General features: G+C 68.8%; 13 protein-coding genes and 1 tRNA gene. 5 read left to right on the top strand and 9 right to left on the bottom strand.

Going from position 1 to position 12,782, the window contains the following annotated elements:
• The first annotated feature begins 31 nt into the window (after positions 1–31).
• Positions 32–106 (top strand) — tRNA-Asp (locus OG841_RS24580).
• A gap of 207 nt (positions 107–313) precedes the next feature.
• The gene (locus tag OG841_RS24575; RefSeq protein WP_328639506.1) at positions 314–505 is read left to right on the top strand and encodes a DUF6274 family protein; all 192 of its coding nucleotides are present in this window, start codon (positions 314–316) and stop codon (positions 503–505) included.
• Between the two features lie 441 nt (positions 506–946).
• Here the strand turns inward: OG841_RS24575 and bldC are convergent, their stop codons facing one another.
• Both bldC and OG841_RS24565 read right to left on the bottom strand, forming a co-directional pair.
• Positions 947–1,153, bottom strand: coding sequence for a developmental transcriptional regulator BldC (bldC, locus tag OG841_RS24570; protein WP_003949541.1), 207 nt, complete (start codon positions 1,151–1,153; stop codon positions 947–949).
• A 513-nt stretch (positions 1,154–1,666) separates the two neighbouring features.
• Positions 1,667–2,509: a hypothetical protein gene (locus OG841_RS24565; protein WP_328639507.1), complete on the bottom strand. Its 843-nt coding sequence runs from the start codon at positions 2,507–2,509 to the stop codon at positions 1,667–1,669.
• Between the two features lie 222 nt (positions 2,510–2,731).
• Here OG841_RS24565 and OG841_RS24560 point away from each other — a divergent pair, with 222 nt between their 5' ends.
• Together OG841_RS24560 and OG841_RS24555 are read left to right on the top strand one after the other, a co-directional pair.
• Complete coding sequence (locus OG841_RS24560; protein ID WP_328639508.1) at positions 2,732–3,832, top strand: Leu/Phe/Val dehydrogenase; 1,101 nt, start codon at positions 2,732–2,734, stop codon at positions 3,830–3,832.
• Between the two features lie 281 nt (positions 3,833–4,113).
• A complete protein-coding gene (locus tag OG841_RS24555) occupies positions 4,114–4,365 on the top strand; it encodes a DUF3073 domain-containing protein (protein WP_007383081.1) in 252 nt (83 codons plus the stop codon).
• Positions 4,366–4,438: 73 nt separating this feature from the next.
• On the opposite strand, the gene purM is transcribed toward OG841_RS24555, so the two are convergent.
• From purM to purS, 7 genes are all read right to left on the bottom strand, one after another.
• Positions 4,439–5,503: a phosphoribosylformylglycinamidine cyclo-ligase gene (gene purM, locus OG841_RS24550; protein ID WP_371566870.1), complete on the bottom strand. Its 1,065-nt coding sequence runs from the start codon at positions 5,501–5,503 to the stop codon at positions 4,439–4,441.
• Between the two features lie 45 nt (positions 5,504–5,548).
• The gene (gene purF / locus OG841_RS24545) at positions 5,549–7,075 is read right to left on the bottom strand and encodes an amidophosphoribosyltransferase (RefSeq protein WP_057609342.1); all 1,527 of its coding nucleotides are present in this window, start codon (positions 7,073–7,075) and stop codon (positions 5,549–5,551) included.
• A gap of 57 nt (positions 7,076–7,132) precedes the next feature.
• A complete protein-coding gene (locus OG841_RS24540) occupies positions 7,133–7,927 on the bottom strand; it encodes an META domain-containing protein (protein WP_371566869.1) in 795 nt (264 codons plus the stop codon).
• Between the two features lie 31 nt (positions 7,928–7,958).
• Positions 7,959–8,756: a maleylpyruvate isomerase family mycothiol-dependent enzyme gene (locus tag OG841_RS24535; RefSeq protein ID WP_371566868.1), complete on the bottom strand. Its 798-nt coding sequence runs from the start codon at positions 8,754–8,756 to the stop codon at positions 7,959–7,961.
• Positions 8,757–8,999: 243 nt separating this feature from the next.
• Positions 9,000–11,258 (bottom strand): phosphoribosylformylglycinamidine synthase subunit PurL, encoded by a 2,259-nt coding sequence (gene purL / locus OG841_RS24530; RefSeq protein WP_328639512.1) that lies wholly within the window; start codon positions 11,256–11,258, stop codon positions 9,000–9,002.
• Positions 11,255–11,935, bottom strand: coding sequence for a phosphoribosylformylglycinamidine synthase subunit PurQ (gene purQ / locus OG841_RS24525; protein WP_062041424.1), 681 nt, complete (start codon positions 11,933–11,935; stop codon positions 11,255–11,257). Before purQ ends, purL begins: the two co-directional genes overlap by 4 nt.
• A complete protein-coding gene (gene purS, locus OG841_RS24520) occupies positions 11,932–12,195 on the bottom strand; it encodes a phosphoribosylformylglycinamidine synthase subunit PurS (protein ID WP_007383088.1) in 264 nt (87 codons plus the stop codon). The genes purQ and purS overlap by 4 nt, the downstream gene beginning before the upstream one ends.
• Before the next feature lie 269 nt (positions 12,196–12,464).
• Here purS and OG841_RS24515 point away from each other — a divergent pair, with 269 nt between their 5' ends.
• Positions 12,465–12,782 (top strand): histone-like nucleoid-structuring protein Lsr2, encoded by a 318-nt coding sequence (locus OG841_RS24515; protein ID WP_328639513.1) that lies wholly within the window; start codon positions 12,465–12,467, stop codon positions 12,780–12,782.

The raw sequence follows: 12,782 nt of genomic DNA, 5'->3' as shown, positions 1-12,782 counted from the left end.
GCGCAACGCAGCAGTAAGCGCCGCGAAACCTGGTCCTGTGGAGCAGTTTGGAGTGCTCGCCACCCTGTCAAGGTGGAGGCCGCGGGTTCAAATCCCGTCAGGACCGCAGTGGAAGTCAGGCCCGCACCCCGGAAACGGGGAGCGGGCCTTCTTCGTGTGTGTACGCGCGGTCCAGGCAATCCCAGACCGTCCGGCGCTTGAGGACGAGGCCGTTTGTGAGGGGCCGGCGGCCTCCACGCCATCTTGACGGCGTCGCATCGCACCGGTACCCAGAAACCAGGCCCCCGTTCCCAGCGGAGCCCGGAGGTGGCGTATGGCGGCAACGGCCAGGCACGAGACGCGGGCACTGCTGCGCGCACACCTGGCGGCCGCGTCCTCGTACCGGCATCTGACCCACCACTGCCCGATCTGCCACCGCCTGTTGCGGCTGGCGATGGACTCCGCCCCAGGGACCGCCCCGGCCCCGGACGAGGCCGTCGAGGACGAGAGCCCCTCCACGGCGTGACGGTCGACGGATCTCAACCCCCGCCCCGCCGACGGGAGTCCGGGGCGCGCGCCTCCTTTAGCGCACGGGAGCCGGGGGTAACAAGGACTCCGGCATGTGACGGGAGTCACCGCATGAGTTTTTGAAACCGTGGAACTTACCCCTCCCCTACAACAGGTCAATTTAATATGTGCAATTGCACTCCTGTTCGCACACCTGCCAGGGGCCCCTCACAGGAGATCCGACAGCCCTCCCCAGACTTCGACAAGCCCGCTCACAGGGCTGCCGGCCGCCCACCCTGCGCACACAAAAAAGATCGCGCTGGACTCGGCGGAGTCCAGCGCGATCGACGACGAGGTGGAGAATGGACCCTGTTGGGGCAGGACCCGCGTCGCTTGGAGCCAGGGTTCGGGCGGCGCGGCCAACTGGGGGGTCAGCCGGTTTGCCCGGTTATTCAGTTGTTCAGGCCTCGCTGCGCTGCTGCGGGATGCCCGCGAGCAGAGCGCGGACCTCGGCCTCGCGGTAACGGCGGTGCCCGCCGAGCGTACGGATCGACGTGAGCTTGCCGGCCTTCGCCCACCGCGTCACCGTCTTCGGGTCCACGCGGAACATCGTGGCGACCTCAGCCGGGGTCAGCAGCGGCTCGGCATCAGGGGTGCGAGCGGTCATGAGCGGCCTCCTCGGGAGAACCGATCGTTCTCGGTTCTTTCCTCTAAATTCTGCACCTTGACCCGCGTTGCCCGAAATGGCGGATGCGGGTCGAGTCGGTTATAGGACGAACGGCTTGTCCTCGGCACTACAACTACACCATCCGTCCAGCCGCGTCGGCCAAACCGATGGAATTGCCCCCCAGGTGTTCATCGGCGACGGAAGCCGATGGACCATGCCATAGCGGACAGTCACGCCACTGTGACGATCAGTCACAGGGCGATCAGGAGTCACCAGACCCCCCAAAGCGGAACCTCCCCCGGGCCCCTTGTCCTATTTTGGCATGAGGAGGGGCAAGAGATGCAAGAGCCGGGTACGTGCGGTCCGTCACGCTTGACACTCCGTGAGGCCTACGCCCGGATCGGGACCTACGTCCCTTCTCGGTGAGACTTCAGGGGAAGCTGACGCCTTGAGCGAGGACGAAACCCCAAAACGGGCGTCAGGTCAAACGCCAGTTCGTGACATGGCGCACATTCAGTTCGCCGAGCGCCGGTCCCTGATGCCCCGCCAGCGCTCCACGAGCCGCCCGTAGGCCTCGCCCGCCGCGGCCCCGTCGCCGTGCCTGAGCGCCTCGATGCCCTCGGCCACGTCCGCCGCCGAGTGGTCGTCCTCCAGCTCGCCGGGCGGCAGCACATGCACCAGACCGCCGTAGTCCAGCTCGACCAGCGAGCGCGGGTGGAACTCCTCCAGCCAGCGCCCCACGTCGATCAGACCGTCGATGAGCGGTCCCTCGTCGATCGCGTCCTTGAGGGCCCTCAGAGCCCGCGCCACGCGCCGCCGGGCCTGCACCATGGGGGTGCGGTAGCGCAGCATCGGCGGGATCTCACCGGACCCCTTGTCGAAGCGCCGCTCCTCGTCCGAGACGAGCACGAACCAGTTCAGCGGCACCTGCCAGGTCGCGGTGCGGATCCAGGGCCGGGCGTCCGGGTTCCGGGCGAGCCAGCGCTCGTAGTCCTGGGCGGTCTGGCGGCGTACGACCTCGGGCAGCACCGCGTCCAGGACCGGCCCCGGCAGCTCCTCCCCGAGCTCCTCCAGGGCCAGCCAGCCGCGCAGCCGGGTGCGCCACGGGCACACGCACACCACGCCGTCCACGTCGAGCACGAAGGCGTCGCTGCTCTCGTGCACCGGCACCGGGATCGGCGGGGTGGGCAGCAAGTCGGCCAGGGAGCGACGCAGTTCGTCCTGGTACGACGGACGCTCCTGGCGACGGGCGTAACGGGCCCAGTGGCTGCGCTCGGGCTCGGGGAAGGCGGCCAGCGGTTCGTACACGCGCAGATAGGTCGCGTACGGGACGATCACCGAGGACACCTTGGGCACGCCTGCTCTCTCCCCCGCCGCCTGCCGGGAAAACCTGCGAAACCCGCACACAAACGTGCGGGAAAACTATGCAAATCGTCGCACGCCCGTCCCCCGGGAGAAGGTGATCCTGAGCACTGCACGGTCATGGGCCGCCACAAGCCCTAATCTCGTGCTCACAGGTCCCGCCACCCTTACGGGCGCCTGTGTCCCATCGCCGCAATGTACCCAGGAGTCACCACAGTGACCGACGTAACCGGCGCCGCTGCCGACGTGCTGCACACCCTGTTCCACTCGGACCAGGGCGGTCATGAGCAGGTCGTGCTCTGCCAGGACCGCAAGAGCGGCCTCAAGGCCGTCATCGCCCTCCACTCCACCGCGCTCGGCCCCGCCCTCGGCGGGACCCGCTTCTACCCGTACGCGAGCGAGCAGGAGGCCGTCGCCGACGCGCTGAACCTCGCGCGCGGGATGTCGTACAAGAACGCCATGGCCGGGCTGGACCACGGCGGTGGCAAGGCCGTGATCATCGGCGACCCGGAGCGCGACAAGAGCGAGGAACTGCTTCTCGCCTACGGTCGCTTCGTGGCCTCGCTCGGCGGGCGCTACGTCACCGCGTGCGACGTCGGCACGTACGTCGCCGACATGGACGTCGTCGCACGCGAGTGCCGCTGGACCACCGGCCGCTCCCCCGAGAACGGCGGCGCCGGCGACTCCTCCGTCCTCACCGCCTTCGGTGTCTACCAGGGCATGCGGGCCAGCGCCCAGCACCTGTGGGGCGACCCGTCGCTTCGCGACCGCAGGATCGGCGTCGCGGGCGTCGGCAAGGTCGGGCACCACCTCGTGGAGCACCTCCTCGAGGAGGGCGCCGAGGTCCTGATCACGGACGTACGCCAGGAGGCCGTGGAGCGGATCGCCGGCCGGCACCCCTCCGTCTCCCCCGTCGCCGACACCGACGCGCTGATCCGGACCGAGGGTCTCGACATCTACGCCCCCTGCGCGCTCGGCGGAGCCCTGAACGACGTCTCCGTTCCGGCGCTGACCGCGAGGATCGTCTGCGGCGCCGCCAACAACCAGCTCGAGCACCCGGGCGTGGAGAAGGACCTCGCCGACCGCGGGATCCTCTACGCGCCGGACTACGTGGTGAACGCCGGCGGAGTCATCCAGGTCGCCGACGAACTGCACGGGTTCGACTTCGAACGGTGCCGGGCGAAGGCCGCGAAGATCTTCGACACCACGCTGGCGATCTTCGCACGTGCGAAGGAAGACGGGATTCCGCCGGCCGCCGCGGCCGACCGGATCGCCGAGCAGCGGATGCATGAGGCGGCGACGAAACCGGCGCACTGACGTTTGACCGGTACCCGTCGGCGCACACTTAGAGAGAACTCTCACGTTCGTCGGCGGGTCGGCCGCGAAGAAGTGGTTAAAATCGCGGTTGACCAGCGGGGACGGGGCTCCCCGAGGGTTCTGGGCCAGGGCACGTGCTGCGGGCGACGTACCGTATGGGCGTGGGCTCAGGTACCGTGGAAGCCCTACGGACCGGTCTCTCTGCGGAGAGCCCGTTCTAGATCATGAACGCGTGTCAAGACTCTGGGGCCACCGAGCCCCGTATTCGAGGGGGTCGAGCCATGGGGCGCGGCCGGGCAAAGGCCAAGCAGACGAAGGTCGCCCGCCAGCTGAAGTACAGCAGCGGCGGGACTGACCTCTCGCGTCTGGCCAATGAGCTGGGCGCTTCGACTTCGAGTCAGCCGCCGAATGGCGAGCCGTTCGAGGACGACGACGAGGAAGACGACCCGTACGCCCAGTACGCGGATCTCTATAACGACGACGAGGACGAGGACGACGAGTCCGGTCCTTCGTCTCAACGCCGCGGAGCTTGACGACCCAGCTGTGCGTAACCCGGTCCGGGGTGGTCCACACCACCGGACCGGGTTTTGCGCTGCCTGTCAGTTCCTAGGCGTAGTCACCGACGAGTTCGGCACCCGTGGTGTGGTCACCGCGGTCCGTGATCTCGCCCGCGACCCATGACTCGACCCCGCGGTCGGCCAGGGTGGCCAGGGCGACGTCCGCCGACTCCTCGGGCACGATCGCGATCATGCCGACGCCCATGTTCAGGGTCTTCTCCAGCTCCAGGCGCTCGACCTGACCCGTCTTGCCGACGAGGTCGAAGACCGGGCCCGGGGTCCAGGTGGTGCGGTCCACGACGGCATGCAGGCCGTCGGGGATCACACGGGCCAGGTTGGCCGCCAGACCGCCGCCGGTGACGTGTGAGAAGGCGTGCACCTCGGCCGTGCGGATCAGGGCCAGGCAGTCCAGTGAGTAGATCTTGGTGGGCTCCAGGAGCTCCTCGCCGAGGGTGCGGCCGAACTCGTCGATCCGGGCGTCCAGAGCGAGGCCCGCCTGGTTCAGGAGCACATGCCGCACGAGCGAGTACCCGTTCGAGTGAAGACCCGAGGCGGCCATGGCGATGACCGCGTCACCCTTACGGATACGATCCGCGCCGAGCAGCCGGTCGGCCTCCACGACGCCCGTACCGGCGCCGGCGACGTCGAAGTCGTCCGGGCCGAGCAGACCCGGGTGCTCGGCCGTCTCGCCGCCCACCAGGGCGCAGCCGGCGAGCACACAGCCCTCGGCGATGCCCTTGACGATCGCGGCGACCCGCTCGGGGTGGACCTTGCCGACACAGATGTAGTCGGTCATGAACAGCGGCTCGGCACCGCACACCACGATGTCGTCCATGACCATCGCGACCAGGTCGTGGCCGATGGTGTCGTAGATGCCCAGCTGACGCGCGATGTCGACCTTGGTGCCGACGCCGTCGGTGGCGGAGGCGAGCAGGGGACGCTCGAAGCGCTTGAGGGCGGAGGCGTCGAAGAGTCCGGCGAAACCGCCGAGGCCGCCGAGGACCTCGGGGCGCTGGGTCTTCTTCACCCACTCCTTCATCAGTTCTACGGCGCGGTCGCCCGCCTCGATGTCGACGCCCGCGGCTGCGTAGCTGGCACCAGTTGTCTCAGACATGGCAGTAGAGAACCTTCGTGTCGTACGGCAGGTATGACGGGCTGCCTACGGGCGACGGATCGCGTCGGCCGCGGCCGTGGCGGCGGGCCCTGCGGCCAGCTCGGTCTCCAGGAGCTGCTTGCCGAGCAGCTCGGGGTCCGGGAGCTCCATCGGGTACTCGCCGTCGAAGCAGGCGCGGCAGAGGTTCGGCTTGGCGATGGTGGTCGCCTCGATCATGCCGTCGATGGAGATGTACGCCAGGGAGTCGGCGCCGAGCGAGGTGCCGATCTCGTCGATGGTCATGCCGTTGGCGATGAGCTCGGCGCGGGTGGCGAAGTCGATGCCGAAGAAGCAGGGCCACTTCACGGGCGGCGAGGAGATCCGGATGTGGACCTCGGCGGCGCCCGCCTCGCGGAGCATGCGGACCAGGGCGCGCTGGGTGTTGCCGCGGACGATCGAGTCGTCGACGACGACCAGACGCTTGCCCTTGATGACTTCCTTGAGCGGGTTCAGCTTCAGGCGGATGCCGAGCTGGCGAATGGTCTGGGAGGGCTGGATGAACGTACGGCCGACATAGGCGTTCTTCACCAGGCCCGCACCGAAGGGGATGCCGGAGGCCTCCGCGTAGCCGATGGCCGCCGGGGTGCCGGATTCCGGGGTCGCTATGACCAGGTCGGCGTCGACGGGCGCTTCCTTGGCGAGCTTGCGGCCCATCTCCACGCGGGAGAGGTACACGTTCCGGCCGGCGATGTCGGTGTCGGGGCGCGCCAGATAGACGTACTCGAAGACACAGCCCTTGGGCTTCGCTTCCGCGAATCGGGAGGTGCGCAGGCCGTTCTCGTCGATGGCGACGAACTCGCCCGGCTCGATCTCGCGGACGTAGCTCGCGCCGCAGATGTCGAGGGCGGCGGACTCGGAGGCGACGACCCAGCCGCGCTCGAGGCGGCCGAGGACCAGCGGGCGGATGCCCTGCGGGTCGCGCGCGGCATAGAGGGTGTGCTCGTCCATGAAGACGAGGGAGAAGGCACCGCGGACCTTCGGGAGGACGGAGTGGGCCGCCTCCTCGATGGTCAGGGGCTTGCCGTCCTCGTCGACCTGGGCCGCGAGGAGCGCGGTGAGCAGGTCGGTGTCGTTGGTGGCGGCCACACGGGGGCTACGGCCCTCCTGCTTGGGCAGGTCGGCGACCATCTCGGCGAGCTGCGCCGTGTTGACCAGGTTGCCGTTGTGGCCGAGCGCGATGGAACCGTGCGCGGTGGCACGGAAGGTCGGCTGGGCGTTCTCCCAGGTGGAGGCACCGGTGGTCGAGTAGCGGGCGTGACCGACCGCGAGGTGACCCTGGAGCGAACCGAGAGAGGTCTCGTCGAAGACCTGGGAAACGAGGCCCATGTCCTTGAAGACGAGGATCTGGGAGCCATTGCTGACCGCGATTCCCGCGGATTCCTGGCCCCGATGCTGGAGGGCGTAGAGCCCGAAGTACGTGAGCTTGGCGACCTCTTCGCCCGGAGCCCAGACACCGAAGACGCCACAAGCGTCCTGGGGGCCCTTCTCACCGGGGAGCAGGTCGTGGTTGAGTCGTCCGTCACCACGTGGCACGGCTCCGAGTGTAGGCGAGATCGACCACTGGTCCGAATTCGCGGAGAGTGGGCTTTCTTACTCCGCGTGGGCCGTAACGCTCTCGCCGGAAGCGCCGGTGATCTTCAGGGAATCCTGTTCCTGCTGGTAGGAGACCTTGCCGGAGAGGATTCCGGCGAGCTCGCGCTCGGTCTTCATCACCGGGCCCGAACACATCATGCGCGTGGTCGCGAGGCGCCCGAACGCGATGGTGCCGTCCTTGACGGTGGCCCTGCCGTGGAAGGTGTTGCAGCCGAGGCTGCCGGTGACGGTGTTGTTCCTGGTGAGGGTGAGGTAGGCGTTCTCGCCGAGAGACCAGCGCGTGCCCTTCAGGGCCGGGGCCTTCTTCTCGCGCAGGGTGATGGTGTCGTTCTGCGGGCTGGTCAGGGTGAGAGTCCTGGCACCTGACGGCCCCTTCAGCTCGGCCTTGAGGTCGTTGTCGAAGACGTCGACGAACTTCTCCTCGAACCTCCCCACCGCTCCTGGGCAGCCGATGAGTGTCATGGCGAGGTCGGAGACCTTCACGGTGTCGCCCTGGATGTCCACATCGGCGCCAATGCTGTTGCAGCCCACGGAACCACCGGACTTCCCGCCGCCGACGTCCGGTTCGGAGGCGCCGGGCTCGAAGGCGATGTGAGCCTTCCTCCGAGCACCTTTCTCGGGCAGGACGTAGTCCTTGCCGTCGACGGTGACCTTCCGGGGCACCCAGGAGGTGTCCGCGATGGTGGAGACGTCCTCGGTCCTGGTCCCCACGGTCTCCGTGCCACAGGCGGCCAGGACGGTGGTCCCGGCCAGGGCTGCGGCCGCGTACTTGGCGTATGTCGTCCGCTTCATGACTCTTTGACGCACGAGCCCCGCGAAGGGTTCAGCTCATCAGCGGGAGCAGTCCGCCCAGGTCCGCCCGCTCCCCGCTCGCGCTGACCTCGGCCGCGTGGAGCGCGTCCTTCCAGGTCAGCCGCCCGGTGGCGAGCCGGATCCAGGTCAGCGGGTCGGTCTCGACGACGTTCGGCGGGGTGCCCCGGGTGTGCTTCGGCCCCTCGACGCACTGCACGACGGCGTACGGCGGCACCCGCACCTCGGTCGAACCGCCGGGCGCCTTCGCGGCGAGGGCGTCGGCGAGGAGGCGGGTGCAGGCGGCGAGGGCCTGACGGTCGTAGGGGATGTCGAGGCCGGGGACGGCGGCGCTCAGGTCGTCGGTGTGGACGACGAGTTCGACGGTGCGGGTGACCAGGTAGTCGGCGAGCGGCAGCGCCCCGGCGTTGGTCTCCAGGAGCCGCGTGCCGGGGTGGGTGTCCAGCAGCTCGGTCAGGGTCCGGTCGACGTCGGTGAGGTACGCGTCGAGGTCGGGGTGCTGCTGGGCCAGCCCCCGGGTGAAGTCGGCGATGGCCGCGGAGCTGGCGGACGTGGCGAACGGCCAGTCGAGCAGCACGGCGTCCTGCCGGGCGGGCGCGGGCCGGTCCAGGGACCGGTGGACGGCCGTGACCGCCATCCCGATGTGCGCGACCAGCTCCCGTACGGTCCACTCCCCCAGCCGCGTCCGCAGCGCCAGTTGCTCGGGGGTCAGCGTGCGTACGGCCTCCCGTACGTTCCCGAGCTGGGCCTGGACGGCCGTGCGGATCTTGGCGGGGTCGTAGGCGCGGGCGCGCTTCCTGGCCGTGGGCATGGCGGTGAGCCTAGTCGGCGGGGAAGGGGCAGGGGGAGGGAAGGGTGATCGTCGGGTTCGGGCGGGCGTGGTGTTCCGGAGCGGCGCCGGACCGATGGCCCTGGCCGCCCTGCCGGCGATCCGGCTGCCCAAGGCCCCCGCCGAGCCCGGCACTTCCGGTTCGCGCGCGAGCCGGTGGCGGCGTGACGAAGGCCCCGCCCGTCACGACGACGGGCGGGGCCTTCGGGGTCGTACGGTCACGGCCTACTTGAGCAGGGCCGGGATCGTGTCCTCGTGCGCCCGGCGCAGCTCCTCCAGGGGCAGTGCGAACTCGCCCTGGAGCTCGACGGTGTCCCCGTCCACGACTCCGATGCGGGTGACCGGCAGGCCCCGCGCACCGCACATGTCGTTGAAGCGGAGTTCCTCCGAGCGCGGTACGGCGACGACCGCGCGGCCCGCCGACTCGGAGAAGAGGAGGGTGAAGGCGTCCAGACCATCCGGGACGATCAGGCGCGCACCCTTGCCGCCGAGCAGCGCCGACTCGACGACCGCCTGGATCAGGCCGCCGTCGGACAGGTCGTGCGCGGAGTCGATCATGCCGTCCCGGGAAGCGGAGATCAGGATCTCGGCGAGCAGGCGCTCGCGCTCCAGGTCGACCTTCGGGGGCAGGCCGCCGAGGTGGTCGTGGATCACCTGGGACCAGGCCGAGCCGCCGAACTCCTCACGGGTGTCGCCGAGGAGGTAGAGCAGCTGGCCCTCCTCCTGGAAGGCGGCCGGCGTGCGGCGGGCGACGTCGTCGATGACACCCAGGACCGCGACCACGGGGGTCGGGTGGATGGCGACCTCGCCCGTCTGGTTGTACAAGGACACGTTGCCGCCCGTGACCGGCGTGCCCAACTGCAGGCAGCCGTCGGCCAGTCCACGGATCGCCTCCGCGAACTGCCACATCACGGCCGGGTCCTCGGGGGAGCCGAAGTTCAGGCAGTCCGAGACGGCGAGCGGCTTGGCGCCGGTCGTCGCCACGTTGCGGTACGCCTCCGCCAGCGCCAGCTGCGCGCCGGTGTACGGGTCCAGCTTCGCGTAACGGCCGTTGCCGTCCGTCGCGATCGCCACGCCCAGACCCGTCGACTCGTCGATGCGGATCATGCCGGAGTCCTCCGGCTGGGCCAGCACGGTGTTGCCCTGCACGAAGTGGTCGTACTGCGAGGTGATCCACTTCTTGGAGGCCTGGTTCGGGGAGGACACCAGCTTCAGGACCTGGTCCTTCAGCTCCTCGCTCGACGCCGGCCGCGGCAGCTTGTTCGCGTCGTCCGCCTGGAGCTCGTCCTGCCAGGACGGGCGGGCGTACGGGCGCTCGTAGACCGGGCCGTCGTGCGCGACCGTGCGCGGGTCGACGTCGACGATCTTGCCGCCGTGCCAGTAGATCTCCAGCCGGTCGCCGTCGGTGACCTCACCGATGACGGTGGCGATGACGTCCCACTTGTCGCAGATCTCCAGGAACCGGTCGACCTTCTCCGGCTCCACGACCGCGCACATGCGTTCCTGCGACTCGCTCATGAGGATTTCCTCGGGCGAGAGGGTCGAGTCGCGCAACGGTACGTCGTCCAGCGTCACGCGCATGCCGCCGGAGCCGTTGGAGGCGAGCTCGGAGGTGGCACATGAAAGACCGGCCGCGCCCAGGTCCTGGATGCCGACGACCAGCTTCTCCTGGAAGGCCTCCAGGGTGCACTCGATGAGGAGCTTCTCCTGGAAGGGGTCGCCGACCTGCACGGCGGGGCGCTTCGACGGCTTGGCGTCGTCGAAGGTCTCGGACGCCAGGATCGAGGCGCCGCCGATGCCGTCACCGCCGGTCCGGGCCCCGTACAGGATGACCTTGTTCCCCGCGCCGGAGGCCTTCGCGAGGTGGATGTCCTCGTGCCGCATGACGCCGATGGCACCGGCGTTGACCAGCGGGTTGCCCTGGTAGCAGGCGTCGAAGACGACCTCGCCGCCGATGTTCGGCAGGCCCAGGCAGTTGCCGTAACCGCCGATGCCGGCGACGACGCCGGGGAGCACGCGCTTGGTGTCCGGGTGGTCGGCAGCGCCGAAGCGCAGGGGGTCGACCACGGCCACCGGCCGCGCACCCATCGCGATGATGTCGCGGACGATGCCGCCGACACCCGTGGCCGCGCCCTGGTAGGGCTCGACGTAGGAGGGGTGGTTGTGCGACTCGACCTTGAAGGTCACGGCGTAACCCTGGCCGACGTCCACGACGCCCGCGTTCTCGCCGATGCCGACGAGCAGGGCGTCGGACTGCGGGGCCTTCTCGCCGAACTGGCGCAGGTGCACCTTCGACGACTTGTACGAGCAGTGCTCGGACCACATGACCGAGTACATGGCGAGCTCGGCACCGGTGGGCCGGCGGCCGAGGATCTCCACGACCCGCTCGTACTCGTCCTTCTTCAGGCCGAGTTCGGCCCAGGGCAGCTCGACGTCGGGGGTCGCGGCCGCGTGCTCGACCGTGTCCAGAGGCGTCCGGCTCATGCGTTGACCAGCTTCTTGAGGATCGAGGTGAAGAAGGGGAGGCCGTCGGTGCGGCCGGTGCCGATGAGCGGCTCCACGGCGTGCTCCGGGTGCGGCATCAGGCCTACGACGTTGCCCGCCTCGTTGGTGATGCCGGCGATGTCCCGCAGCGAGCCGTTCGGGTTGAAGTCGAGGTACCGGAACGCGACCCGGCCCTCTCCCTCCAGCTTGTCGAGGGTGTACTCGTCGGCGACGTACCGGCCGTCCATGTTCTTCAGCGGGATGTTGATCTCCTGGCCGGCCGAGTAGTCGGTCGTCCAGGCGGTGTCCGCGTTCTCCACCCGCAGCTTCTGGTCGCGGCAGATGAAGTGGAGGTGGTCGTTGCCGAGCATCCCGCCCGGGAGGAGGTGGGCCTCGGTGAGGATCTGGAAGCCGTTGCAGATGCCGAGGACCGGGAGGCCGGCCTTCGCCTGCTCGATGAGGGGCTCCATCACCGGCGAGAAGCGCGCGATGGCACCGGCACGCAGATAGTCGCCGTAGGAGAAACCGCCGCACAGCACCACGGCGTCGACCTGGTGGAGGTCCTTGTCCTTGTGCCAGAGAGCGACCGGTTCGGCGCCCGCGAGGCGGATCGCGCGCTGGGTGTCCCGGTCGTCGAGGCTGCCGGGGAAAGTGACGACGCCAATACGAGCGGTCACTTCGCGGCCTCCGCGACTTCCTCCACCTTGACGGTGAAGTCCTCGATCACGGTGTTGGCGAGGAAGGATTCCGCAAGATCGTGGATGCGGGCGAGCGCGGCCTCGTCGACCGGTCCGTCAACTTCCAGTTCGAATCGCTTTCCCTGACGTACGTCGGAGATGCCGTCGAAACCCAGTCGCGGCAGTGCACGCTGCACCGCCTGGCCCTGGGGGTCGAGGATCTCCGGCTTGAGCATGACGTCGACTACGACGCGTGCCACTGGCACTCCCGGTGGTGTGGTGCTGAGCAGGTTCCTTCAGACTACCCGCACAAAATTTCTACGCGCGTTGAGTTGGAGGAATCTACGTGACGGCCATCACGACACGGCATGGAGGCGGACGTCCGTGAAAATTTCCCGGAAAGATCTCAGATCGACACCCGATACCTATTGCGCTCGGACACGCGGAAGGATTTAGTCGAGCTTCACAATGCATTGTCGGGCACTGTACAAATGAATTGACAGCGTGCCGCACGAAGGGACCGATATTCGTGGCGCAGAAGGTCGTGGTCACTCTCTTTGACGACATCGACGGCTCGGAAGCGGCGGAAACGATCGCCTTCGGACTCGACGGCAAGTCGTACGAGATCGACCTGAATCAAGCCAATGCCAAGAAACTGCGTAAGGCACTCGAGCCCTACGTGGAGGCCGGCCGCAAGCGGTCCAGGTCCGGCAAGGCGTACCGGCAGACCGAGGTCGCTCCCGACCCGGCGGCGGTCCGGGCCTGGGCCCAGGCCAACAAGATGGACGTCCCCGCCCGCGGACGGATCCCCAAGAAGGTCTACGAGGCGTTCACCGAGGCCCAGTAG

Origin of the sequence: Streptomyces canus (assembly GCF_041435015.1) — a bacterium.
GTDB classification, from domain to species: domain Bacteria; phylum Actinomycetota; class Actinomycetes; order Streptomycetales; family Streptomycetaceae; genus Streptomyces; species Streptomyces canus_G.
The sequence above is the reverse complement of the archived record's forward strand: the minus strand, read 5'-3'. Positions and strand labels throughout refer to the sequence as shown.

What these genes read in the sequence shown, in the direction of transcription:
- OG841_RS24540 (WP_371566869.1), bottom strand. Translation starts at nt 7,927, where the DNA reads ATGAAGCGGACGACATACGCCAAGTACGCGGCCGCAGCCCTGGCCGGG.
- purM (WP_371566870.1), bottom strand. Translation starts at nt 5,503, where the DNA reads ATGTCTGAGACAACTGGTGCCAGCTACGCAGCCGCGGGCGTCGACATC.
- OG841_RS24555 (WP_007383081.1), top strand. Translation starts at nt 4,114, where the DNA reads ATGGGGCGCGGCCGGGCAAAGGCCAAGCAGACGAAGGTCGCCCGCCAG.
- purL (WP_328639512.1), bottom strand. Translation starts at nt 11,258, where the DNA reads ATGAGCCGGACGCCTCTGGACACGGTCGAGCACGCGGCCGCGACCCCC.
- OG841_RS24535 (WP_371566868.1), bottom strand. Translation starts at nt 8,756, where the DNA reads ATGCCCACGGCCAGGAAGCGCGCCCGCGCCTACGACCCCGCCAAGATC.
- OG841_RS24575 (WP_328639506.1), top strand. Translation starts at nt 314, where the DNA reads ATGGCGGCAACGGCCAGGCACGAGACGCGGGCACTGCTGCGCGCACAC.
- bldC (WP_003949541.1), bottom strand. Translation starts at nt 1,153, where the DNA reads ATGACCGCTCGCACCCCTGATGCCGAGCCGCTGCTGACCCCGGCTGAG.